We start from the raw sequence: 23,395 nt of genomic DNA on the forward strand, positions 1-23,395 counted from the left end.
CAGCCCGGGTCTCCGTCCAACGTCCCAGTCCCCGTTTCCGTCCGCGTCCACGACCCCGTCCATGTCCACGTCCACGTCCACGCAAAGAAGCCAGGTGACCATGTCCGTCCGTCCCCGTCCCCGCGCCCTCGCGGTGGCCCTGCTCTCCGGCACCCTGCTCGCCGGAGCGATGAGTGCCCCCGCCTCCTCGGCGCCGCCGAGATCCGCCGACCGGCCCGGAGCCGCGCGCACCGACTACGCCGATGTGCTCGACCGGCAGGGATCCCCCACGGCCGCCCTGCCCGGTGTCGGCGGCGACAACAACCCGGTGAACGTCTTCGCCGACCGGGGCGCCTGGCACGCCTACGCGCTCCCGAGGGCGGGCGACACCGCGTCGTACGGCGGTTTCACCGGACCGCTGTACATCGCGCAGGAGTACCCGTGGTGGCTGAGCAAGGCGTTCAGCCGGATCCGGCTCAGCGAGTCCGGCACGGTGCTGGACCTCGCGGCGGGCGGTGCCCCGCGCTTCACCTCGCAGCCGGGCCGGCTGCTCCAGTCCTACGACCTCGGGCGCGGGCTGCGGCTGACGCTGGAACTGCGGTTCTCCTCGGAGCGCACCGCGCTGGTGCGGGCCGAGGTGCGCAACGAGGGCCGCGAGGTGCGCACGCTCGACGCGGACTGGACGGGCTCGCTGCTGCGGCCCGCCGACGCCCCCATGAAGGACGCCCCGGCGCTGAAGGCCACCGGGCGCGGTGTCGGTGTCGACTTCGCGAAGGTGCGGGAGACCTGGGACTACCTCACCGACGGCACCGAACGTTTCGAGATCACCCACCGGGAGCCGGTCCGCACCACCGTCGAGGGGGACACCTACCGCACCCGGGCCGCCGCACCCGTCACCCTGCGGCCCGGCCGGGGTCACTCCTTCGACTGGACCGAGTCGTACACCTTCACCGCCGCGGAGCGCGCGCGGGAGGCCCCCGCGGTGCGGTCCGCGCTCGCGAACCCCGGGGCGGCGGCCCGTTCGGGTGACGCCCGGTGGGGTCGCTATGTCGACTCGGTGACCCGTGGGGTGCCGCGGCGGGAGCGCCGTACCGCCGTGAAGGCGCTGGAGACGCTGGTCACCAACTGGCGCGGGGCGGCGGGCCGGATCCGGCACGACGGGATCACCCCGTCCATCTCGTACAAGTGGTTCACCGGCGGCGTGTGGTCCTGGGACACCTGGAAGCAGGCGGTGGGCACGGCGCGCTTCGAACCGGCGCTGGCGCAGGAGCAGATCCGGTCGATGTTCGACCACCAGATACGCGCGGACTCCGCCGACCGCCCGCAGGACGCCGGGATGATCCCGGACGCGATCTTCTACAACGACACCGCGCAGGGCGGCGGCAACTGGAACGAGCGCAACTCCAAGCCCCCGCTGGCGGCCTGGTCGGTGTGGGAGGTGTTCGCCAGATCGGGCGACACGCGCTTCCTTCGCGAGCTGTACCCGAAGCTGGCCGCGTACCAGGCGTGGTGGTACCGCAACCGGGACCACGACGGCAACGGGCTCGCCGAGTACGGGGCGACGGTCGATCCGCTGAACGCGACGCCGGAGGACCAGCGGCTGGCGGCGGCGTGGGAGAGCGGCATGGACAACGCGCCGCGCTTCGACAAGGCGCTGGGCACCGCGGTGGTCGCCAACAAGGACGCGGCCGGCCGGGTCGTGGGCTACTCCGTCAACCAGGAGTCGGTGGACCTCAACGCCTATCTGGCCGCCGACCAGGAGTACCTGGCGAGGATCGCGGCCGTACTGGGCAAGCCTGCCGAGGCGGGCAGGTGGGCGGCGAAGGCGCGTGCGACGCACACGGCAGTACGGGAGTCCATGTACGACGCCTCTTCCGGGTGGTTCTACGACAAGGCGCTAGGCAGCGAGAAGTTGCTGACGGCGCGGGGCCGGGGCATCGAGGGGGCGATCCCGGTGTGGAGCGGCAGCGCGTCGAAGGGGCAGGCCGCGGCGGTGCGGGCGAAGCTGAACGACCCCGCGGAGTTCGCCACGAAGGTGCCGTTCCCGACCGTCGCCAAGAGCTCGCCGTACTTCGCGCCGACCCGGTACTGGCGGGGCCCGGTCTGGTTCGACCAGGCGTACTTCGCACTCGGCGGGCTGCGCCGCTACGGGTACGGCAGGGACGCGGACGCGCTGACGGAGCGGCTCGTGGCGAACGCCGGCGGGCTGTCCGGCAACGGGCCGGTCATGGAGAACTACGACCCGACGACCGGGGCTCCGCTGAACTCCCCGAACTTCAGCTGGTCGGCCGCGCTGCTGCTGCCGATGCTGACGCGGGGGCGTTAGCACCCCGCCCACCGGGAGCCCGGTCCGCTCCGCGCGGCGCACCGGGCCCGGCCGCTCCCCCGCACGCCGTCACCGGCCCGTTCGCCCCTCCGGGGCGGGCGGGCCGGTTTCGTGCTTCCGGGCCCGTCCCACACCCCGTATCAAGCCCCACGCATATCCGTCCGGCACTCTCGGCAATTTCCCCCCATCCGGTGACTCGGTGTGCACAACCGAGCGCCGAACGTGCAAAGTCGGTGAGTCTATGCCTGGGACGACGATCGGTGCAGGGGGTTGGAGGAACCGGCCGATGCGCGGACGCGACCGGGCTAAGCTCGCTGCCCAACGAGCCGAGTTGATGTGAATTCATCCACTTGTTCCCTTTCATGGCACTTGTTTGGAAACACCCCCTAAGACCACACGCCCCCCGAGACAACGCCAGAGGCTCTCCATGGTTCGGGTTGAATCCCCCCCACGTCAGGCAGCACACCAGGCACGGCAGAACCGTCCGCCGCATCCGGCGCACCAGGCGCGCCAGCAGGAGTCGCCGTTCGTGCGGGCGATCGCACTGGCCGTCGTCCTCACCGTCGCCGCGACGGCAGGTGCCGCGGTCGTCGTCGCGGAGTCCGCCCGGATACCCGTCGTCTGGTGCGGTGCGGTGGCCACCGTCGTCGTCGCCCTGCTCACCTCCGAAATCGTGCGGCGCGGACGGGCGTTGCGCCGCGCGCGGGCCGATCACGCGCAGCGGCTGGCGTCGCTGGAGCGGCGGCTCGCCGAGCACGACGACGAGACCGTCCGGCTCGCCAAGGAACTGATGCCGGCCGCGATCCGGCGGCTGCGCTCCGGGGAGTCCCCGGCCGAGACCATGCGGGACGTCGTCGACGCCGACGAGCGGTACCGCGATCTGCCGTACGCGCAGCGCGAGTTGCTCCGCACGGTGCTGGACATCATCGACCTCGAAGAGGCCCGGCGTGAGTCCGCGCAGCGCGCGTTCGTCAACATCGCCCGCCGGGTGCAGGCCATCGTGCACCAGCAGTCCAGCGAGCTGCGGCAGATGGAGGAGGACCACGGGCGCAACCCCGAGGTCTTCGACGACCTGCTGCGGATCGACCACGGCACGGCCCTGATCGGCCGCCTCGCGGACTCCATCTCGGTGCTCGGCGGCGCCCGCCCGAGCCGTCAGTGGCCGCGCCCCGTACCGCTGTTCAGCGTGCTGCGCGGTGCCATGTCCCGGATCCTGGAGTACCGCCGCGTCGATCTGCACTCGATCGCCAAGGTCGCCATCATCGGCACCGCCGTCGAGCCGCTCATCCACGCCTGCGCCGAACTGCTGGACAACGCCACCCGCTACTCACCGCCGCAGACCCGGGTGCACGTCACCGCGGTCGAGGTGCAGACCGGCATCGCCATCGAGATCGAGGACGGCGGCGTCAGCCTCAGCGAGGAGGCCCGCAACCGGGCCGAGAACATGCTCGCGCAGGCCCAGGCCGGCATCGACCTCAACGAGCTCGGCGACACCCCCCGCCTCGGCATGGCCGTCGTCGGCCGGCTGTCCCAGATGTACAACCTCCAGGTGTCACTGCGGCAGTCCGCGTACGGCGGCGTGCGGGCGGTACTGATCGTGCCGCGCGACATCGTCACCACCGGGCCCGCCCCGGGCATCGCGCACGGCATCGGCGCCTCCGCCGTTCCGCGCGGCGGCAGGAGCGAGGGCATGACGCCCGAGGAGGCCCGCGCCCCCCAGCGCAAGCCCCGCCCGGCCGCGCCGGCGCCCGCCGCGCCGACGCCCGCGCCCGCCCCGGCGCCCGCGCCCCGGCCGGTGTCGATGCCGATGTCGGCCATGGAGGAGGACGTCCCCGTGGTCACCGAATGGACCGAGAACGGGCTGCCGCAGCGCCGCAGCCGGGGCCGCGCCCCCCTCGGTTCGCACAACCTTCCGGCGCAGGAGCGCCAGGCCGCCGCGGAGGCCGCGGCAGCCGCAGGAGCGGCGGCAGCGGCAACCGGGCAGCCCCGCAAGGAAGAACCCGAGCCGGGCATCTGGCTCGAAGCATTCACCAAGGCGGCCAACGGAGTGCCGCTGGATCCGCCGGCCGAGACGGACGGTCCGCACACGCAACCGGCCGACGGCGATCTGGACAACACGTGGGACAAAGGAGATCTGAAGTGATCCAGCAGCGGGCCAACTTGGACTGGATTCTCAAGGACCTGGCCACCGGGGTACCGCAGATCCACCAGATCGTGGTGCTCTCCGCGGACGGCCTGCGGATCGCCCGGCACGGCGGGGACCCCGATGTCGCCGACCGCCTCGCCGCGGCCTGCGCCGGACTCCAGAGCCTGGCCGCCGCGGTCGCCTCGGAGATCCCCGACAGCGACGGCCGGATGAGAATGGTCGTCATCGAGGTCGACGGCGGCTTCTTCTATCTGATGGCGGCGGGGGCCGGGGCCTACCTCGCCGTCCTCGCCGACGAGACGGTGGACGCGGGAATGGTGGGTGCCCGGATGCGCGACCTCGTCGTACGGATCGGAGCCCACCTGACCAGTCCGCCCCGGCACGACGGGCAGCGCACCGTATGAAGCACCCATCCCGGCGAGAACGACGGGCGAAACTGCCCGCCCCCGACGCACCGGCCCCCGATCCGGGCTCGGCCAAGGGGGACCCCGAACGGCTCTACGTGATCACCGGCGGCCCGGACGGCGGCGAGCGGGCCTCCCTCGACCTGGTCACCATGGTCGTCGCCTGCTCCACCCCGACGCCGACGGTGCAGCCCGAGCAGGCCGCGATCCTGCGGCTGTGCCGGGCTCCGCTGTCGGTCGCGGAGATCTCCGCGTATCTGCGGCTGCCGTTCAGCGTGGTCACCTCGCTGCTGACCGATCTGCTCGCTACCGAACTGGTCGAGTCCCGCGCGCCCATCGTCCGCGCCGTACTCCCCGACCGGTCCCTCCTCGAAGCGGTGATGCATGGACTTCAACGGCTCTGACACCCTCGCGGGCCCCCGCTCCGAGGACGTACTGCCCGCCACGGCCACCGCCGCGGTCAAGGTGGTGATCGTCGGCGGCTTCGGTGTCGGCAAGACGACGATGGTGGGCTCGGTCAGCGAGATCCGTCCGCTGACCACCGAAGAGACCATGACCCAGGCCAGCATCGGGGTGGACGACAACTCGCGGATCGAGGGCAAGACCGCCACCACGGTCGCCATGGACTTCGGCCGGATCAGCATCAGCGAGCAGCTGATCCTCTACCTGTTCGGCACACCGGGCCAGGAGCGCTTCTGGTTCCTGTGGAACGGGCTCTTCGAGGGCGCGCTCGGTGCGGTCGTGCTGGTCGACACCCGCCGGCTGGAGGTCAGCTTCGACGTGATCGGGCGCCTGGAGGAGCGCGGGGTCCCCTTCGTGGTCGCCGTGAACACCTTCCCGGACGCGCCGAGCCACCCGATGGAGGCCCTGCGGCACGCCCTCGACCTCCCCGACGAAGTACCGATGGTGGACTGCGACGCCCGGCTCCGGGCCTCCAGCCGCGACGTGCTGATGACGCTGATGCACTACCTGCATTCGCTCGCCGCGCAGCGCGCCTGACGCCCCGCGCCCGGCGACCTGCCGCCCCTCCCCCTCAGCTTCCTCCCCCAGGAGTTGCCTTGACCTCCCCCTTCGACCCGTCGCCCGTCCCCCCGCCGGAATGCCCGGCGCACGCCGACACGAGCGAGTTCGGCCCCGGTGGTCTGCGCAGGATCTACGGTCCCGCGCACGAGAAGGACCCGATGGGCCTGTACGAGAAGCTGCGCGCCGAGCACGGCCCGGTGGCCCCCGTCCTGATCAACGGGGACGTGCCCGCCTGGCTGGTCCTCGGGCACAGCGAGAACCTGCACATGACCCGCACCCCCTCCCTGTACTCCCGGGACTCGCGGCGCTGGCGGCTGTTGCAGGAGGGCACGGTCGGGATGAACAACCCGCTCGCGCCGATCTTCGCGTACCAGCCGATCTGCGTCTTCGCGGACGGCGCCGAGCACGAGCGGCAGCGCGGCGCGGTCACCGACTCGATCTCGCGGATCGACCACCGGGGCGTGCGCCGCTTCATCAACCGGTTCAGTAACCGCCTGGTCAACGATTTCTGCGAGGCCGGGCGGGCCGATCTGGTCAGCAGTTTCGCCGAGCACCTGCCGATGATGGTGATGTGCCAGATCCTCGGCATGCCCGAGGAGTACGACGAGCGCCTGGTGCAGGCCGCCCGCGACATGATCAAGGGCACCGAGACCGCCATCGCGAGCAACGAGTACGTGATGGCGGCACTGATCCGCCTGGTGGCCCGCCGCCGCGCGGAGCCCGAGGAGGACTTCACCACCTGGATGGTGGAGCACCCGGCGGCCCTGGGCGACGACGAGATCGCCCAGCACCTGCGCCTCGTGCTGATCGCCGCGTACGAGACCACCGCCAACCTGATCGCCAACGTGCTGCGCATGGTGCTCACCGACCCGCGGTTCCGGGCCCAGCTGAGCGGCGGTCACATGACGCTGCCGGAGGCGGTCGAGCAGACCCTGTGGGACGAGCCGCCGTTCACCAACATCCTCGGCCGGTGGGCGGCCGGGGACTCCGAGCTGGGCGGGCAGAAGATCAAGGCGGGCGACGCGCTGATCGTGGGCATCGCGCCGGCCAACGTGGACCCCGTGGTGCGCCCCGACCCGACGGCCTCCATGCAGGGCAACCGGGCCCATCTGGCCTTCAGCGGCGGGCCGCACGAGTGTCCGGGGCAGGACATCGGGCGTGCCATCGCCGACACCGGCATCGACGCCCTGCTGATGCGTCTGCCGGACATTCAGCTCGCCGTCGAGGAGCACGAGCTGAGGTGGCGCAGCACCCTGATGGCGCGGCACCTGATCGAGCTTCCGGTGACGTTCGCACCGCGTCCGCCGCAGGAGGTGGCGGGGCCGACGACCCCGGAGCGCCAAGGTGCGCCGCGCCGGGACTGGGAAGTGGGCTCGGCGTCCCGCAACGGGGCGCAGCCGCTGCCCGACCGGACGGACAGCGCTCGGGAGCCCGCGGCCGACCGGCCGGGCCCGGTTCCGCAGGCGCCGGACGCGCCGCCGCCCGTCGTCACCGTGCCGGCGCAGCGACGGGGTTCCGCACCGGTACGGATGTGGCGGCAGCTGGTGACCTGGTGGCGCGGCTACTGAGCCGCCGTCCGCCCGGCCGGTGCGCGCGTGCTATGCGGCGCGGCGCACCGTGCCGTGGTCGGGCTCCAGTTGGTCCCACCACCAGGCGATGGTCGGCAGCGGCAGGGGTTCGCCGCTCTCGTCGGCGGGCCGGTGCTTCCACCAGCTGGCCGGCCGCGCGGAGGTGCCCGGGGGTGCCGGGACCGTGTAGCGCGGGCAGCGGGAGGCCCAGTCGAGGTGGCCGCGCACGAACTGGCCCAAGTCGTGGACGTAGCGCCGCACTTCGGCTCCGCCGTCGCGCAGCACCTGGGCGCGCAGCCGCAGGAAGAGGATCATGACGCGGTCGCGCATCTCGACGGCCCGTTCCAGGGCCTGCTGGGTGCTGCAGCCCAGTTCGTGGCGCAGGACGTCGATGAGGTTGAGGTCGTCGTCCGCCCGCAGCAGTTCCTTGTTGCGCGAGTAGAGGTCGTTGTCCCAGCTGACCAGGGTCCAGGTGATCTCGGTGAGGGCCCGCACCCGGGGGTCCTCCAGGTCCTCGTCGGGCACCGAGTAGCCGGCGACGATCTCCATCATGGCCGTCGAGGGAGCCATGCCGATGGCCCGCATCCACAGGGTGACGTAGTCGTCGAGGGACGGAAGTCCCGGGCTGCGTCGGCACTGTGCCTCCCAGACCAGTCCCGAGGTGTAGACGCGCATGGCGTCGACCCAGCGGCGCAGCTGCCGGGGGGTGGCGTAGGTCTCCAGTTCCTGGCGGAGTTCGCGCAGGGACGCGGCGTGCCGCGACTCTCCGGGCACGAACGCTCCGGGGGCTTCCACGGCACGCATTATTCGGGAGGTCTCCTGCGCCAGCTGGCCCGCGCTCGGCTGCGCCTCGTCACAGACGCCGTCGTCGAGCGAGAAGAGCACGGCGTGGAACTTGGCCATCAGGGTGAGCGGGGCGAGGCTGCCGTAGGGCATGGTCGAGGCGGTGAGGCCGCCGAAGTCGCAGAGGGCCAGCCGTCGGCGCTGTTCCGGATCACTGTCCAGTTGCTGCCGGAGCATCCAGTCGACGGTCAGCTCGTTCAGTACCCGCGCCGCCGGATGCACGGCGGCAGGCACCGGGCAGTAGAACGGGACGTGGGGCAGTTGCTGAATCAGCCGGTGTTCCGAAGCCACGGTCATGGGATTTCCCCCTGGAGTCCAGGTTTCAACGTGCAGTGCGGTGTTCTGCTCTGTGCTGGGGCCTATATGCCCATGTCCGATCGTCAATAACAATGCAACTGCCCATCACCTGACGCAAGTTGAGCAACGCTTGTTCACAGTAGTCGGTCGGCCGAATTTCCCGCCGAGAATACTCCCGGCGTGATCCCTGGGGGGCGGGCGGGGCCATCGGTGCGGATCTTTACGTGCCGGCCTCTTGCCAAAGGACGGAAATACCCTGCTGAATCCGGCAGTACCGCCCGATGTCCCGGAAACGCACAACGGTGCGACTCCGCATAGCGTCCACCCAGGTCAACACCGTTACGATCTGGCGGATTTCACCCTTGTCCGCACCTCGCGTTCGAAATCGCCCGCCCCTTACCGAGGGGCGTCGTACGGGCTTGCGCCGTACGCACGCCTCATTGCACGCCGAGAGCGCCCGGAACGAGCCCTTTCCCTTTCCGGCCCCGTTCGAATTCCCGTCCCCGGCCGCCTTGGCAATTGACCTATGCTCCCTGAATATTCACCGGCGGGGGCCACGGATATGCCCGTGCGGGTGTCAACAGCGGGACGCTCCGGCGACGGCCGCTCAGCCGCCGAACCACGCTTCCGCGACCGATTCCCAGCTCTGCTCGGAAGGCGCCGGGAGTTCGCGGAAGTACCACACGAAGTTCGCATAGACGTGCAGCAGGGCGTAGGCGAGGAGTTGGCGGGGGTCGAAGGTGCGGCCGTACGCCTTCTGGAAGCGGGCCATCAGCCCCGGTTCGCCCCGGGTCAGGAACAGACCGATCGCCACCAGGTCGTACGCCGGATCACCGATCATGGCGGGCTCGAAGTCGAAGAGCCCGGTCAGCCGCCAGGTCGCCGGGTCGACCACGAGGTGCTGGCGCATCAGTTCGGTGTGCAGCAGCACCCGTTCGCCACCGGCCGGAAGTTCCACGGAGTCGAGGAAGGCGGGGATCCGCGCGGTCCACTCCTCGGGCAGTGCGCGGCTGCGCTGCCGCTCGACGGCGCCCGCGCGCTGCCGGGCGAGGAAGGCGTCCCAGTCCTCGGGTCCCAGGACGTCGGCGAGCGGGGCGGGGTCGAGCGCGTGCAGTGCGGCGAGCGCCTCGCCGGCCTCGGTGACCAGGCGCTCGCGGTCGGCGGCCGGGATGCGCGGCCAGGCCACCGAGAGGTCCTCGCCCGGGAGCCGGGCCATCAGGACATACCGCCAGCCGTTCCCGTACGCGCCCGAGGCGTGCAGTTCGGGGGTGGGGACCGGCAGTCGGCCGTGCAGGTGGGACAGCACGCGTGCCTCGGTGATGCCGTCCTCGGCGTCGCAGGTGGGGAAGAGTTTGAGGACGTGCCCGGTGCCGGCCGCGTAGACCGGCATCGAGCCGCCGGAGTAGCGGGTCACGGGCGCTCCGGCCAGGCCCAGCCGGGCAAGGAGGTCGGTCACCGCAGGCCGCATGACCGTCTCGTCGGGGACGACTGCGTCCCACTGGGCGTCGTCGTTCACCTCGGGCAGCATGCGCGGAGGCTAGTTCGAAGATCGCCGGGTCCGCAATCGGTTTCCCGGCGGGTCGCACCCACCTCCCGGCGGAGATCTGCGTAGTTTGTCGGTATTTATAACTATCTCTCGGCTGCTTCCCGGAGGTCGCTGTGCCGTCCAGCCGCTCACGCCGTCGTCTGTCCGCCCGCCGCCGTCTGGTGCTCGCCACGCTGCTCGTGGCCTCGCTCGGGGCCGGCCCGGCCCCCGCGCAGGCGACCGCCCCGGCTCCGTTCGCCCTGGAGCACGACAGCACCCTGTCCGCCGCCGCGCGGACGGCTCCCGGCACCAACCTGCTGGTGGCCGGGATCGACCGGCGGTCAGGGCTGACGCGCGAACAGATCCGGGACCTGCACGTCGGGGGCAAGGAGTGCGACTGCACGGACGTGATGATGCTGGTGCACCTCGCCCCGGACGGACGGCGCCTGAGTGTGGTCTCCGTCCCCCGCGACTCCTACGTGCCGTTCGCCCCGCACGCGCACCCCGCGCACTCCGGGAAGATCAACGGTGCCTTCCAGCACGGCGGCCCCGATCTGGCCGTACGCACCGTGGAGCGGGCCACTGGGGTCCGGGTGGACCACTATCTGCAGACCGACTTCGGCGGCTTCGCCTCCGCCGTCGACCGGCTCGGCGGCGCCGAGGTGTGCACCGACCGCCCCCTGACCGACCCCAAGTCCGGGCTGCGTCTGGCCCCCGGCACCCAACTGCTCGACGGCCGGGGCGCGCTGCGCTACGCGCGGGCCAGGAAGGTGTCGCCGCCCGGCGACCTGGGCCGGGTGCGCCGTCAGCAGCGGCTGCTGCTCGGCATGGTCGACCGGCTGGCGCGGGCCGGCACCTTCCGCGATCCTCTCGCCCTCGTGAACGCCGCGCAGGCCCTCGCCCCGTACGTGCGCACCGACAGCGGCACCGGTCTCGGCACGCTCTTCTCGCTGGGCTGGTCGATGCGCAAACTGACGCCCGCGGACATGGAGTTCGCGACGGTGCCCATGTCGGCCTTCGACCACCGGGTGCCGGACTGGGGCTCGACGCTGCTGTGGGACCGGGCCAGGGCCGCCCGGCTGTTCGCGGCGCTGCGCGAGGACCGGTCGATCACCGCGGAGGCCACCCTCCAGGCGGTGCCGGTGGCGATGGAGCCGAGCCGGGTGGCGGTGCAGGTGGACGACGCGGACGTCGCGGAGGCACTGCGGCGCAGCGGCTTCGCCGTGACCGCGACACCGGCCCCGGCGGTGCGGGCCGAGGGCCCCACGGTGATCGTCTACGACCCGCGCCGGGAGCGGTACGCCGCCGCGCTGGCCGCCGCGCTGCCGGGTGCGGAGCTGCGCCCGGTGGCCGGGCACGGGGACCTGCTCCGGGTCACGGTCGGGACCAAGGGGCGGGACGTGGCCGCGGTGACCTACGACCGCAGCATGGTGGAGGGTGCGCCGGCCACCGGGGAGCAGCTGCGCTGCCGGTGAGCGGCCTGGTCGCGGAGTTGCCGCGGGGGCGTCAGGAGTGGTTGCCGGTGCGGGGGCGGGCCGGTAGGAATGGGTGGCATGACTACTCTCGGCGTGGTGTTCCGCCCCCAGTTGCCCCCTGAGCAGCTCCGACCGCTGGTGCGATTGGCGGACGCGGCAGGCGTCGAGGAACTGTGGCTCTGGGAGGACTGTTTCCTGGAGAGCGGCATCGCCGCCGCCTCCGCCGCGCTGGCCTGGACGGAGCGGCTGCACGTGGGCGTGGGGCTGCTGCCGGTGCCGCTGCGGAATGTGGCACTGGCGTCGATGGAGGCGGCCACGCTGTACCGGCTGTTCCCGGAGCGGGTGACGCTGGCCGTCGGGCACGGCGTGCAGGACTGGATGGGGCAGGTCGGTGCGCGGCCGGACTCGCCGCTGACGCTGCTGCGCGAGTACCTGGGGGCGATGCGCTCGCTGCTGCGCGGCGAGGAGGTGTCCGCGGACGGGGAGTACGTACGGCTGGACAAGGTGGCGCTGGACTGGCCCCCGCACCGGGCGCCCGCGGTGTTCGCCGGGGGTGTCGGGCCGCGCACGCTGCGGCTGACGGGTGAGGCGGCGGACGGCACGGTGCTCGACGCGTCCACCTCGCCGGACGGGATGCGGGCGGCGCGCAGGCTGATCGAGGAGGGCCGGGCCGCGGCGGGACGCGACGCGGACGCGCCGCACAAGGTCGTGGTCTATCTGCTGGCCGCGACCGGGCCCGGCGCCGCCGACCGGGTACGGGCCGAACTCGCTTCGGACCGCCGGGTGCTGTCGCCGGAACTGGGCGCCGCCGGGGACGCGGAGGCGGTCGCCGCGGCGGTACGGGAGCTGGCGGCGGCCGGGGCCGACACGGTGGTACTCCAGCCGACGGCGGACGAGCCGGACCCCGCGGGCTTCGTGCGGTTCGTGGCGGAGGAGGTCCGGGGGCTGGTGCCCTAACGGGTCCCGGAACCCCCGGGGCCGATGTCCGGGCCGCCCTGCCCGCCCCGCGTGTCCTGGAGGTCCTTCGGAGGCCGCGGGGTGTGCTCGGCGGTCAGGGCGCGGACGGCGGCGGCGCAGCGCTCGCCCCGGCAGTGGCCGGATTCGACACGGGTGCGGCGGCGCAGGCCGCCCGGGGTGCGGGCGGGGACGGTGGAGGTCAGGGCGTCGCGGATCTCGCCGCGCGTGACGCTCTCGCAGGGGCAGACGACATCGCCGTAGGCGGGGTCCCGGGCGATGAGGTCGGGGCGCTGGTGCGGGCGGGGGAAGGCCTCGCCGAGGTTGGGCATGCGCGGCGGTCGGGACTGGCTCGGTTCGGGGTTCAGCGGCAGGCCGTCCTCGGCGAGGAGCCCGGCGACGTGGGCGGCGATGCCCAGGGACGCGCTGAGACCGGTGGAGCGGATGCCGCCCACGGTCAGGTACCGCAGGCCCGGGTGGGCGCGGATGCGGAAGTCGTCGTGCCCGGTGGCCGCGCGCAGACCCGCGTACGAGGTGATGACCTTCGTGTCGAGGAGCGGGGGCATGAGGCGGCGACCGTGCTCCAGGAGGTGGGCGATGCCTTCGGGCGTGGTGTGGTGGGCGGTTCTGGCGTCGGGTCCGGTGAGGTCCTCGGCGGTCGGGCCGAGCAGGACGTTGCCGAAGACCGTGGGGGTGACCAGGACGCCCTTACCGAGGGCGGTGGGGACGGGGAGCAGGATGTGCCGGACCAGGGCCCTGGCCTCCTTGGCGAACACCAGGAGCTGGCCCCGGCGCGGAGTGACGGTGAAGTCGTCGATGCCCAGCATCCGGTCGACGGTGTCGGCGTGCAGACCGGCCGCGTTGACCAGGCGGCGGGTGCGCAGGGGGCCGCGGCTCGTGTGGAGGAGGTGGCCGTCGGGGGTGGGGGTGATGCGCTCCACCCGGGTGTTCAGGTGGAGTTCGGTTCCGGAGCGGACGGCTTCGGTGGCGTATGCGAGCGGGGTGGTGAAGGGGCAGATGATGCTCTCGCCGGGCACTTCGAGCGCGCCGAGGGCGCCGGGGCCGAGGTGGGGTTCGCGGGCGTACAGCTCGGCGGGGCCGAGCGGGCGGGTGTCGTGGGTGCCGTTGCGGACCGCCTTCGCGGCGAGGGCGGGCAGGGCGGCGAGCTGGTCCTCGGTCCAGGCGACGAGGAGCGCGCCGACGGGTTCGACGGGGATGCCGGTCTGCCGGGCGTAGGCGAGGAGCCGGCGGTGCCCGTCCCGGACGAGGGTCGATTCGAGGGTGCCGGGGGTGGTGTCGAAGCCGGTGTGCAGGATGGCGGTGTTGGCCTTGGAGGTGCCGTTGCCGATGTCGTCGGAGGCGTCGAGGAGAGCGAGGCGCAGGGGTGGGTGGCGAGGGTCGGTGTGGGTGGCGAGGTGGCGGGCGATGGCGGTGCCGACGACACCGGCGCCGATCACGGTGACGTCGTAGGGGGCGGGGGCGGGCATGGGGCTCCTTCGGAGGGCGAGTGGGGGCTGGCAGCGGTGGGCGGGTGGTGCGCGCGGGGCCGGCCCTTCCACGGGGCGGTGATCGCCCTCGTGCCTCGCGGGGCGGGCTGTCAGCCGACGGCCGCGCGGAACGCCGCTCGCCGGTCCCGGGCCTCGTCCGGGGAGACGCGCGGTTCGTACACCGCCGACGGTTTCCCCTCCGGGGGCAGTGCCTCCGCCAGGGATGCGCCCAGGCCCAGCCGGGCCGCCGCGCCGACGCCGAGCGCCGTCGCGTCCGGCAGTTCCGCCACCACCACCGGCATCTGGAGGAGGTCCGCCTGTGTCTGCATCAGCGCCGCCGACGCCGTCAGGCCGCCGTCGACCCGCAACTCCGTGAGGGGGCTGCCGAGTTCCGTGCCGGCCGCCTCCACCAGTTCCGCCACCTGCGCCGCCAGGCCCTCGCACAGTGCCCGCACCAGGTGGCCTGCCGTGGTGTCCAGGCCGAGGCCGCTCAGCGTTCCGCGTGCCTCGCTGCGCCACCACGGTGCGGCCAGGCCCGCCAGGGCCGGTACGAAGACGACTCCCCCGGCGTCGGGGACCTGTGCGGCGACCCGGTCGAGGTCGTGCGCGCCCGCGACGACACCCAGGTCGGTGAGCCACCGTACCGCCGAGGCCGCCGTGTAGACCTGGCCGTCGAGGCAGTAGTCGGTACGGTCGCGCAGCCGCCAGGCCACGCAGCCGACGAGTCCGGTCGTCGGGCGGACCGGGCTGCGGCCCGCCTGGGCCAGGAGGAACGCCCCCGTTCCGTAGGTGCACTTGGCGGCGCCGGGGGTCAGCGCGCGCTGGGCGAGCAGGGCCGCCTGCTGGTCCACCAGGAGTCCCGTGAGCGGGAGTTCGCCGCCGAAGGCCGTCGTCGTGCCGACGTGCCGGTCCGAGCCGACGACCTCGGGCAGCGGTTCGTCGCGCAGTCCGTGGATGGCGAGTGCGGCCGGGGACCACGAGGCGCTCTCCAGGTCGAGGAGCTGGGTGCGCCCGGCCGTCGCGGCGTCCGTGACGAACGCGCCGGTGAGCCGGTGGACGAGCCAGGAGTCGCTGGTGGTCACGGCTCCGTCGCGGGTGAGGTGGCGGCGTATCCACGCCATCTTGGGGGCGGCGAAGTAGGGATCCAGCGGAAGTCCGGTGAGGGTTTTCAACTCGTCGTCGTGGGCTGCGAGTTCCTCGCAGAGGTCGGCGGCCCTGCGGTCCTGCCAGACGATCGCCTCGGTGAGCGGCGCACCCGTGGCCGGGTCCCACGCGAGCACCGTCTCCCCCTGGTTGGCCAGGCCCACGGCGGCGACGGGCTCGCCCGCCGCCGCGAGGGCCTGGTTTCCGGACGCGAGCACGGACGCGTACAGCTCCTCGGGTGACACCTCCACGCGACCTCCGGGCAGGTGGCGGGGGTGCACGGGGGCCCTGCCGCTGCCGATCACTCCACGTTCGGGGCAGATCACGAGCGCCTTGGTGGCGGAGGTGCCCTGGTCCACGGCCAGCACCGGCCCGCTGTGCGACGCCCCGCGCGCCGCGCCGCCGACTGCCCCGTTCATCGCCGTGTCCCCTCGCCCGCCCGCCTGCCGAAGTCCGGCCAAAGCCTCTTCCAGCCGCACCGCCGCCGTCAAGCGCGGCCGGACCCGGCCGTTCCCATATCCTCCGTTCGGCTGGACCGGAATTGCGATCCATGGTCAACTACACGGCGGCATACGGGAGTTACGCAAGGTGCGCACAGACGGCGCAGCCACCTCCCCCCACATCCCCGTACCCACGACCGCACCCGAGGACCAGCGACGATGCCCAGCGACGACTTCCTACCGGTGTACCATCCCGCAGGCCACGACGCCGAACTCCGCTCCGTCGTGCAGGAGTTACGGGCGGGCAGATGGCTGGCGATGCGGAACCTACTGCACGGTACGCGGACTTGGTCGGCGTGGACCCGGCGCACCCAGGTCCTGGCGACCGTCGCGGCCGGTACGGACACGGTGCGCGCCTGGCGGGCCGAGGAGCCGCGGAGCGTGGCGGTGACCGCGATGCACGCCCGGGTCGCGGTGGAGCGGGCGACCAGGGCGCACCGGGAGGACCACCCGCAGACCTCCGCGCTGTGGCACGAGGCGTGGGGGGCGTGCCGGATCTACGCCGAGGAGGTGCCGGACGACCCGGTGCCGTGGGTCTGTCTGCTGGCCCTGTCCCCGCTGGACCGGGGCCAGCGGATGCCGGAGCACCGGCTGCCGCCGCCGGGTCCGATGCTCTTCCCCGGCCCGTGGGGGCTGCTCGAACAGGTCGCCAAGCGGGATCCCGACAACCGGGAGGCGCATCAGCGGATGCTCCAGTTCGTGTATGCGCGCAGTCCGCACGGCGCGTTACCGGAGGCGGTCAACTACTCGCGCTGGGCGGCCTCTTCCGCGCCGCCGGGGTCCGCGGCGCACACTCTGCCGCTGTACGTGCGGGCGGAGCGCTACCGGCGCGAGCGCGGCCAGGAGCGGGCGCTGGACCTGCACTGGGTGACGGACGACGCGATCCGGGACGCCCTGGCGGCGCTGCGCGACTGGTTCGACTTCGCCGACCTGGAAGATTCCTCGCTGCTCGACCTGAGCCATCTCGCGCACGCCCTGTGGGGCGCCCACCAGTTCACCGACGCGGCCCGGGTGTTCCGGGCGCTGGGGCCGTACTACGCGCCGGTGCCGTGGACGTACCGGATCCGTGACGACCACGGCGATCTCGTGCAGGGGGCGGAGGAGCTGTTCCTCCGGGCCCGCTCGCGGTCCCTCGACGCGTCCGGACCCGAACTCTCCTGAGGGCCGCGCCCTTTGCCACGTACCGCACCTCCCGGCACGTACGGCGTCGCACGCCACGTACCACGTCGCACGCCACAGCCCGATTGCCGGGCGACCGCCCCCGGTCACCCGCGGCAGTTCCCGCACCACCCAGCTCTCCCCCGCAGGCTCTCTCGCAGAAGGAAGACTCATGTCCATACCCGCGCAGTCGTTCAGGAAGGGCGGCCGTTCCGGTCCGCCGGTGCAGCAGGACGAGGAGGCCCGGCTGCGGGAACTGGGCTATCAGCCGGTTCTGGCGCGCCGGATGGGAGGGTTCGGCAACTTCGCGATCAGCTTCTCGGTCATCTCCGTCCTGTCCGGCTGCATGACGCTGTACGGGTTCGGCCTGGGTACCGGCGGTCCCGCCGTGATGATGTGGGGCTGGATCGGCGTCGGGCTGTTCGTGCTGACGGTGGGCATGGCGCTGGCCGAGGTGACCAGCGCGTACCCGACGTCGGGCGCGCTGTACTACATGGCCGACCGGCTCGGCGGACGCAAGTGGGGCTGGTACACGGGCTGGCTGAACCTGCTGGGTCTGCTCGGCGCCATCGCGGGCATCGACTACGGTGCCGCGCTGTTCACCGGGGCGTTCCTCAACCTGCGGTTCGGGTTCGAGCCGACGCCCGGCTCCACCATGCTGATCTTCATGTGCATCCTGCTGCTGCACGCGGTGCTGAACCTGTTCGGTGTGCGGCTGGTCAGTGTGCTGAACTCGATCAGCGTGTGGTGGCACCTCGCCGGTGTCGCGGTGATCGTCGGTGCGCTGGCGATCGTTCCGGACCACCACCAGTCGACGAAGTTCGTGTTCACCGAGTTCGTGAACGACACGGGCATCGACAGCCCGATCTACGTGGCGGCGATCGGCCTGCTGCTCGCGCAGTACACCTTCTGCGGCTATGACGCATCGGCCCACCTGTCGGAGGAGACCTCCAACGCGTCGGTGGCCGCGGCGCGGGGCATCGTGCGGGCCATCTGGGTGTCGTGGCTGGCGGGCTTCGCGCTGCTGGCCGGGCTGACCTTCGCGATCCAGGACTACGCGGGCACGGTGGGCAGCGAGACGGGGGTGCCGCCGGCCCAGATCCTGCTGGACGCGCTGGGTTCGGGCGGTGCGACGGCGCTGCTTCTCGTGGTGATCGTGGCGCAGTTGTTCTGCGGCAACGCGGAGGTCGCGGCGGCGAGCCGGATGGTGTTCGCGTTCAGCCGGGACAACGCGCTGCCGGGCTCCAAGCTGTGGCGGCGGGTCAGCAGCCGCACCCAGACGCCGGTGCCCGCGGTGTGGCTGTCGGTGGGTGTCGCCTGCCTGCTGGCCGTGCCGTCGCTGTACTCGGCGACCGCGTACGGCGCGGTGACCGCGATCAACGTCATCGGCATCACCCCCGCGTACGCCATCCCGATCTTCCTGCGGCTGCGGGCGGGCGACCGTTTCCAGAAGGGGCCGTGGCACCTCGGGCGGTGGAGCAAGCCGGTCGGCTGGATCGCGGTGTCGTGGGTCGCGATCGTGACGGTGCTGTTCCTGCTGCCGCAGAAGGCGCCGGTCAACTGGGAGTCGATGAACTACGCGGTGATCGCGCTGGCGGTGGTGCTGATCCTGGCGACGGCGTGGTGGTACGCGGCCCGCAAGACGTACGGGGTGCCGTCGGAGGCGGCGTACGGCACCAAGCGGGAGCGGGAGGAGATCGCGGAGGGCATCGTCTGACCGACCGCCCTCCCGGCCTGCCGACGGCCCTTCCGGTGACCGGCCGTCCCCCGGGCCCGCCGACGGCCCTTCCAGACCCCTTCCCTTCGTCGCGCCAACCCCCTTTCGTCGTATTGACGAAAAGGACGGCCCCCTCTTATCGTCATAGAGACGAGAAAGAGGGGGCCTGTTCATGGCCGACATCACCCGGCGCCTCGGCTGGCGCCATCTGCGCTCCGCGCCCACCGCCCACGTCCGCCACCACCGGCACGGCAAGCTGGTGCACGACGGACCGGGCCTCAGCTTCTGGTTCCGCTCGCTGACCGCCGCACTCTCCGAAGTGCCCACCAGCGACCGCGAACTGGCGATGTCCTTCCGGGCCCGCACGGCGGACTTCCAGGACGTCGCGCTGCAGGCCACCGTGACGTACCGGATCAGTGATCCGGCCGTCGCCGCCGCCCGCCTCGACTTCTCCGTCGACCCGGACACCGGCGCCTGGCGCGGCTCCCCGCTGGAGCAGCTGGCCACGCTGCTCACCGAGACCGCGCAGCAGCACTCGCTGGACACACTGGCCCGCATCCCCCTGTCGGAGGCCCTGGTGGACGGCGTGGCGGCGGTACGGGAGCGGATCGCCTCCGGTCTCGCGGCGGAGCCCCGGCTGCCCGCCACCGGCATCGAGGTGGTCGCGGTGCGGGTGGTGGCGATCCGGCCGGAGGCGGAGGTGGAGCGGGCGCTGCGAACCCCGGCGCGCGAGCAGATCCAGCAGGAGGCGGACCGGGCGACCTACCAGCGGCGGGCGGTGGCGGTCGAGCGGGAGCGGGCCATCGCGGAGAACGAGCTGGCCAGCAGGATCGAACTGGCCCGCCAGGAGGAGCAGCTCGTCGACCAGCGCGGCGTGAACGCCCGCCGCGAGGCGGAGGAGCAGGCGGCGGCCGACGGCGTGCGGGCCGAGGCCGAAGCGGCCCGCACGGTGCGGCTCGCCCGCGCCGAGGCGGAGGCGGCGCGGGAGGTCGGCGAGGCGCGCGCCCAGGCGCAGGCGGCCTGGCTGCGGGTGCACGGCGAGGTCGACGCGGCGACCCTGCACGCCCTGGCCACCACCCGGCTCGCGGAGAACGTGCCGCGCATCGAGAGCCTGACCCTGTCGCCCGACGTGCTGACCGGGCTGCTGGCCAGGCTGGGCAGGGGCGGCGGGGAGCCGTCGTGAGTCTCGCGCCGCGCGCCGTACTGGTCCACCGCACCAGCGAGTACGAGGACCTGCTGGCCCGGCACGGCACGCGCGGCCAGGCGGAGTTCTTCCTGTCCTCGCGGGGGCGCGGGATCCGGGAGGTGGAGGAGCGGCACCTGCGCACCCGGCGGGCCCTGGCGGAGGTGGCGGGGGCGGTGCCGTTGCAGTGGCGGCAGGCCCGGGTGGAGCGGGCGGACCTGGACCGCTTCCTGTTCGCCCCGGAGGACGTCGTGGTGGTGGTCGGGCAGGACGGTCTGGTCGCGAACGTCGCCAAGTACCTCGACGGGCAGCCGGTGCTGGGCATCGACACCGACCCCGGCCGCAACCCGGGGGTGCTGGTGCGCCACCGGCCGGCCGACGCGGCGAAACTGCTGCGGGCCGCGGTGACCGGTGGCGGCGCCGACGAGCTGACCATGGTGGAGGCGGTCGCGGACGACACCCAGCGGCTGCTGGCCCTCAACGAGATCTTCCTGGGCCCGCCGTCCCACCAGACCGCCCGCTACCGGATAGGCCCCGACTCCGGCCGGTCCGCCCCGGAGCCGCAGGCCTCGTCCGGCGTGCTGGTCGGCACGGGCACCGGTGCGACCGGCTGGCTGCGGTCGCTGTGGCTGGAGCGCGGCTCCGCCCTGCCGCTGCCGGGCCCCTGCGACCCGCGGCTGATGTGGTTCGTACGCGAGGCCTGGCCCTCGCCGGACACCCGGACCTCCCTGGTGGAGGGGGTGCTTGAGGGGGACGCCCGGCTGCGGCTGACCGTGGAGTCCGACCGGCTGGTGGTCTTCGGCGACGGCATGGAGACGGACGCGCTGGAGCTGACCTGGGGTCAGTCGGTACGGCTGGGACGGGCGGACACGGCACTGCGGCTGCTGGGCTGAGCCGGGGAGCGGGCCCGGGGCGGGGGCCGGGCCGGGCGATGCGTACCCCGCGGTGCGGGGTGCGGGGTGCGGGGTGCGGGGGTACGGAGATTCGGGCGCGGGACTTCCATTGACACCCACCCGTGCCGGCCGGACACTGCTGCCACTCCCCAACGAAGCAATGTTCACCAGGCGAACGCTCCTCGACGGGCCCCCGACCCCTAGGACTTCCATGGCTGCCTCCGACGCACGGGCCCGCACGCCCCGGCCCGCCCACACCTTCCGTTCGGTACTCCCCGTCCTCGCCCTGTGCTGGCTGGCCGTCTTCTTCGACGGCATGGACGTGAACATCTACGGCGCCGTCATGCCGCACATGCTCGACGACCCCGGGCTCGGCCTCACCCAATCCACCGCGGGCACCATCGGCAGCTGGACCACCTTCGGCATGCTGATCGGCGCGCTCACCGCCGGGAACCTGACCGACTGGCTGGGCCGCCGCCCGATGCTGGCGGGGAGCGTCACCCTGTTCTCGCTGGGTTCGGCGGTGTGCGCGCTGGCGGCGACGCCCGGCCTGTTCGGTGCGGGCAGGTTCGTGGCCGGGCTCGGCCTCGGCGGGCTGATGCCGCTGTGTCTGGCGATGGTGATGGAGTTCGCCCCGCCGCGCCGGGTCGCGCTCACCACCGGCCTGCTGATGACCTCGTACCACGCGGGCGGCATGGTCGCCACGGGTCTCGGGCTGACCCTGGCGCCCGCGGCGGGCTGGCGCTGGGTGTTCTGGGCCGGGGTGCTGCCCGCCGTGGTCGCCGTACCGCTGCTGCTCAAGCTGATGCCGGAGTCGCCGGGCGTACTGCTGGCGCGGGGCGAGCGGGTACGGGCGGACGCGGTCGCCGACCGGTACGGGCTGCCCCGGCTGCCCGAGGTGGCCGCGCCCGCCGCGGGGGCCAAGGGCCGGCTGGCCGCCGTCCGGGCCCTGTTCGGCCCCCAGTCGCGGTGGGCGACACCGCTCCTGTGGCTGGCCTCGTTCTGCGGACTGCTGCTGGTGTACGGGGTGTCGACCTGGCTGCCGCAGATGATGCGGGCGTCGGGGTACGGGCTCACCTCCTCGGTCAGCTTCCTGATGGTGATCAACGCGGGCGGCATCGTCGGCATGCTGATCGCGGGCCGCACCGCGGACCGGTTCGGCGCGGTGCGGGTGTCCGCGCTCTGGTTCGTACTGACGGCGGCCGGAGCGCTGCTGCTCAGGTCGCACCTGCCGCTGGGGCTGACCTATGCGGTGGTGGCGCTGACCGGTGTCGTGCTGTTCAGCGCGCAGGTGATGGTGTACGCCGCGAGCAACTCGGTCTACCGGTCCGGCGAACGGGCCGCCGGGCTCGGCTGGGTGACCGGGGTCGGCCGCACCGGCGCGGTGGTCGGCCCGTGGCTCGGCGGGGTGCTGGCCACGAGCGGCAACCAGGGCTGGGGGTTCACCTCGTTCGCCCTGGCGGGGCTGGTCGGCGCGGTCGCGATAGCCCTGGTGCCGCTGGCCGCACGGCCGTCCCGGCGCCCCGCGCTCGCCCCCACCGGCGCCTCCTAGACCGGCGGGCCCGCCCGACGACCGGCGGGCCTGCCCTACGGGCTCACTCCTCGAACGGCAACCCCGCGTAGTTGGCGGCCAGTTCGGCCGCCGCGTGCGGCGAGGAGGCGATCCGGTCCAGCTGGGAGAGCTGGAGCCGGGTCAGGAACGGGGACTGCTCCGGGTCCGTGTGCAGCGTCGTCGTCATGAAGTACGAGAAGTGCTCGGCGCGCCAGACCCGGCGCAGCGCCGCGTCCGAGTACGCGTCGAGCAGTGCGTCCGAGCCGGTGGTGTGCAGCTGGGTGAAGGCCGCCGCCAGCCGGGCCACGTCGGCGACGGCCAGGTTGAGGCCCTTGGCCCCGGTCGGCGGGACGATGTGCGCGGCGTCCCCGGCCAGGAACACCCGCCCGTACCGCATCGGCTCCGTCACCCAGCTCCGCATCGGCAGAACCGACTTGGCGGTAACGGCACCCCGTTCCAGCTTCCGGCCGGTGCCGGTGCCGAGCCGGGTGTCCAGCTCGTCCCAGATCCGCGTGTCGGACCAGTCCGCGGGGTCGGTGCCGTTGGGCACCTGGAGGTAGAGCCTGCTGACGGTGGGCGAGCGCATGCTGGCGAGGGCGAAGCCGCGGTCGTGATGGGCGTAGACCAGCTCGTCGTGGACCGGGCGCGCGTCGGCGAGGATGCCGAGCCAGGAGTACGGGTACGTGCGCTCGTACGTGGTGCGCACCGGCTCCGGGACGGCGAGCCGGGTCACTCCGTGGAATCCGTCGCAGCCCACGACGTAGTCGCAGGTGAGGGTCTGCTCGCGGCCCTCGTGGCGGTACGTGACCGTGGGTCGGCCGGTGTCGGCGCCGGTCACCGCGGTGACCTCGGCCTCGAAGAGCAGCGGCCCGCCGTCGGCCAGCTGGAGTTCCACCAGGTCCTTCACGACCTCGGTCTGGGCGTACACCATGACCCGCCTGCCGCCGGTGAGGGCGGGGAAGTCGAGGCGGTGGGCGCGGCCGTCGAAGCGCAGCTCGATGCCGTCGTGGGGCATCCCCTCGCGGCCCATGCGCTCCCCCGCCCCGGCGGCGCGCAGGATGTCGACGGTGCCCTGTTCGAGGATTCCGGCGCGCTGGCGCTGTTCGACGTAGGACCTCCCACGGCTCTCCAGGACGACGCTGTCGACGCCGGCGCGGTGCAGGAGGCGGGCGAGGAGGAGTCCGGCGGGTCCGCCGCCGATGATGCCGACTGTGGTGTGCAT

At 72.9% G+C, this 23,395-nt stretch carries 18 protein-coding genes; 13 read left to right on the forward strand and 5 right to left on the reverse strand.

Annotated elements, in window-relative coordinates; genetic code table 11:
- Positions 1-100: 100 nt before the first annotated feature.
- The 6 genes from ACFYVL_RS05130 to ACFYVL_RS05155 all read left to right on the forward strand — a co-directional run bounded on the left by ACFYVL_RS05130 (position 101) and on the right by ACFYVL_RS05155 (position 7,446).
- Positions 101-2,305 (forward strand): trehalase family glycosidase, encoded by a 2,205-nt coding sequence (locus ACFYVL_RS05130; protein ID WP_389241432.1) that lies wholly within the window; start codon positions 101-103, stop codon positions 2,303-2,305.
- Between the two features lie 427 nt (positions 2,306-2,732).
- Positions 2,733-4,448 (forward strand): ATP-binding protein, encoded by a 1,716-nt coding sequence (locus tag ACFYVL_RS05135; protein WP_389241433.1) that lies wholly within the window; start codon positions 2,733-2,735, stop codon positions 4,446-4,448.
- Positions 4,445-4,855 carry a roadblock/LC7 domain-containing protein gene (locus ACFYVL_RS05140; protein WP_384353316.1) on the forward strand — a complete coding sequence of 137 codons (411 nt, stop codon included), beginning with the start codon at positions 4,445-4,447 and terminating at the stop codon, positions 4,853-4,855. The genes ACFYVL_RS05135 and ACFYVL_RS05140 overlap by 4 nt, the downstream gene beginning before the upstream one ends.
- Positions 4,852-5,259, forward strand: coding sequence for a DUF742 domain-containing protein (locus tag ACFYVL_RS05145; protein ID WP_389241434.1), 408 nt, complete (start codon positions 4,852-4,854; stop codon positions 5,257-5,259). The genes ACFYVL_RS05140 and ACFYVL_RS05145 overlap by 4 nt, the downstream gene beginning before the upstream one ends.
- Positions 5,240-5,854, forward strand: coding sequence for an ATP/GTP-binding protein (locus tag ACFYVL_RS05150; RefSeq protein ID WP_389241435.1), 615 nt, complete (start codon positions 5,240-5,242; stop codon positions 5,852-5,854). Before ACFYVL_RS05145 ends, ACFYVL_RS05150 begins: the two co-directional genes overlap by 20 nt.
- A gap of 59 nt (positions 5,855-5,913) precedes the next feature.
- Positions 5,914-7,446 (forward strand): cytochrome P450, encoded by a 1,533-nt coding sequence (locus tag ACFYVL_RS05155; protein ID WP_389241436.1) that lies wholly within the window; start codon positions 5,914-5,916, stop codon positions 7,444-7,446.
- 30 nt (positions 7,447-7,476) lie between these two features.
- Here ACFYVL_RS05155 and ACFYVL_RS05160 read toward each other — a convergent pair whose 3' ends face one another.
- Together ACFYVL_RS05160 and ACFYVL_RS05165 are read right to left on the reverse strand one after the other, a co-directional pair.
- Positions 7,477-8,586, reverse strand: a complete 1,110-nt coding sequence (locus ACFYVL_RS05160; protein WP_389241437.1) for a hypothetical protein — start codon at positions 8,584-8,586, stop codon at positions 7,477-7,479.
- 607 nt (positions 8,587-9,193) lie between these two features.
- The gene (locus ACFYVL_RS05165) at positions 9,194-10,114 is read right to left on the reverse strand and encodes a phosphotransferase family protein (RefSeq protein WP_389241438.1); all 921 of its coding nucleotides are present in this window, start codon (positions 10,112-10,114) and stop codon (positions 9,194-9,196) included.
- Positions 10,115-10,245: 131 nt separating this feature from the next.
- Here ACFYVL_RS05165 and ACFYVL_RS05170 point away from each other — a divergent pair, with 131 nt between their 5' ends.
- Together ACFYVL_RS05170 and ACFYVL_RS05175 are read left to right on the forward strand one after the other, a co-directional pair.
- Positions 10,246-11,586: an LCP family protein gene (locus ACFYVL_RS05170; protein ID WP_389241439.1), complete on the forward strand. Its 1,341-nt coding sequence runs from the start codon at positions 10,246-10,248 to the stop codon at positions 11,584-11,586.
- A gap of 78 nt (positions 11,587-11,664) precedes the next feature.
- Positions 11,665-12,543, forward strand: a complete 879-nt coding sequence (locus ACFYVL_RS05175; protein WP_389241440.1) for an LLM class flavin-dependent oxidoreductase — start codon at positions 11,665-11,667, stop codon at positions 12,541-12,543.
- On the opposite strand, the gene ACFYVL_RS05180 is transcribed toward ACFYVL_RS05175, so the two are convergent.
- Entirely contained in the window at positions 12,540-14,027 is a 1,488-nt protein-coding gene (locus ACFYVL_RS05180) for an NAD(P)/FAD-dependent oxidoreductase (RefSeq protein WP_389241441.1), read from the reverse strand. The two genes, ACFYVL_RS05175 and ACFYVL_RS05180, sit on opposite strands and share 4 nt — an antisense overlap.
- A 110-nt stretch (positions 14,028-14,137) precedes the next feature.
- Positions 14,138-15,589, reverse strand: coding sequence for an FGGY family carbohydrate kinase (locus ACFYVL_RS05185; RefSeq protein WP_389241442.1), 1,452 nt, complete (start codon positions 15,587-15,589; stop codon positions 14,138-14,140).
- A 240-nt stretch (positions 15,590-15,829) separates the two neighbouring features.
- Between ACFYVL_RS05185 and ACFYVL_RS05190 the strand changes: the two genes are divergently transcribed.
- The 5 genes from ACFYVL_RS05190 to ACFYVL_RS05210 all read left to right on the forward strand — a co-directional run bounded on the left by ACFYVL_RS05190 (position 15,830) and on the right by ACFYVL_RS05210 (position 22,173).
- Positions 15,830-16,831, forward strand: a complete 1,002-nt coding sequence (locus ACFYVL_RS05190; protein WP_389241443.1) for a hypothetical protein — start codon at positions 15,830-15,832, stop codon at positions 16,829-16,831.
- A gap of 169 nt (positions 16,832-17,000) precedes the next feature.
- Entirely contained in the window at positions 17,001-18,545 is a 1,545-nt protein-coding gene (locus tag ACFYVL_RS05195; RefSeq protein ID WP_389241444.1) for an amino acid permease, read from the forward strand.
- 172 nt (positions 18,546-18,717) lie between these two features.
- Complete coding sequence (locus tag ACFYVL_RS05200; RefSeq protein WP_389241445.1) at positions 18,718-19,728, forward strand: SPFH domain-containing protein; 1,011 nt, start codon at positions 18,718-18,720, stop codon at positions 19,726-19,728.
- A complete protein-coding gene (locus ACFYVL_RS05205; RefSeq protein ID WP_389241446.1) occupies positions 19,725-20,621 on the forward strand; it encodes a hypothetical protein in 897 nt (298 codons plus the stop codon). Before ACFYVL_RS05200 ends, ACFYVL_RS05205 begins: the two co-directional genes overlap by 4 nt.
- A 211-nt stretch (positions 20,622-20,832) precedes the next feature.
- Positions 20,833-22,173 carry an MFS transporter gene (locus ACFYVL_RS05210; protein ID WP_389241447.1) on the forward strand — a complete coding sequence of 447 codons (1,341 nt, stop codon included), beginning with the start codon at positions 20,833-20,835 and terminating at the stop codon, positions 22,171-22,173.
- A gap of 43 nt (positions 22,174-22,216) precedes the next feature.
- Here the strand turns inward: ACFYVL_RS05210 and ACFYVL_RS05215 are convergent, their stop codons facing one another.
- Positions 22,217-23,395 carry a 4-hydroxybenzoate 3-monooxygenase gene (locus tag ACFYVL_RS05215; protein WP_389241448.1) on the reverse strand — a complete coding sequence of 393 codons (1,179 nt, stop codon included), beginning with the start codon at positions 23,393-23,395 and terminating at the stop codon, positions 22,217-22,219.

Origin of the sequence: Streptomyces sp. NPDC004111 (assembly GCF_042874215.1) — a bacterium.
GTDB lineage: Bacteria > Actinomycetota > Actinomycetes > Streptomycetales > Streptomycetaceae > Streptomyces.

Coding starts and splice junctions, on each gene's coding strand:
- ACFYVL_RS05130 (WP_389241432.1), top strand. CDS start 101: ATGTCCGTCCGTCCCCGTCCCCGCGCCCTCGCGGTGGCCCTGCTCTCC.
- ACFYVL_RS05135 (WP_389241433.1), top strand. CDS start 2,733: ATGGTTCGGGTTGAATCCCCCCCACGTCAGGCAGCACACCAGGCACGG.
- ACFYVL_RS05145 (WP_389241434.1), top strand. CDS start 4,852: ATGAAGCACCCATCCCGGCGAGAACGACGGGCGAAACTGCCCGCCCCC.
- ACFYVL_RS05150 (WP_389241435.1), top strand. CDS start 5,240: ATGGACTTCAACGGCTCTGACACCCTCGCGGGCCCCCGCTCCGAGGAC.
- ACFYVL_RS05160 (WP_389241437.1), bottom strand. CDS start 8,586: ATGACCGTGGCTTCGGAACACCGGCTGATTCAGCAACTGCCCCACGTC.
- ACFYVL_RS05165 (WP_389241438.1), bottom strand. CDS start 10,114: ATGCTGCCCGAGGTGAACGACGACGCCCAGTGGGACGCAGTCGTCCCC.
- ACFYVL_RS05175 (WP_389241440.1), top strand. CDS start 11,665: ATGACTACTCTCGGCGTGGTGTTCCGCCCCCAGTTGCCCCCTGAGCAG.
- ACFYVL_RS05180 (WP_389241441.1), bottom strand. CDS start 14,027: ATGCCCGCCCCCGCCCCCTACGACGTCACCGTGATCGGCGCCGGTGTC.
- ACFYVL_RS05185 (WP_389241442.1), bottom strand. CDS start 15,589: ATGAACGGGGCAGTCGGCGGCGCGGCGCGCGGGGCGTCGCACAGCGGG.
- ACFYVL_RS05190 (WP_389241443.1), top strand. CDS start 15,830: ATGCCCAGCGACGACTTCCTACCGGTGTACCATCCCGCAGGCCACGAC.
- ACFYVL_RS05195 (WP_389241444.1), top strand. CDS start 17,001: ATGTCCATACCCGCGCAGTCGTTCAGGAAGGGCGGCCGTTCCGGTCCG.
- ACFYVL_RS05200 (WP_389241445.1), top strand. CDS start 18,718: ATGGCCGACATCACCCGGCGCCTCGGCTGGCGCCATCTGCGCTCCGCG.
- ACFYVL_RS05210 (WP_389241447.1), top strand. CDS start 20,833: ATGGCTGCCTCCGACGCACGGGCCCGCACGCCCCGGCCCGCCCACACC.
- ACFYVL_RS05215 (WP_389241448.1), bottom strand. CDS start 23,395: ATGCACACCACAGTCGGCATCATCGGCGGCGGACCCGCCGGACTCCTC.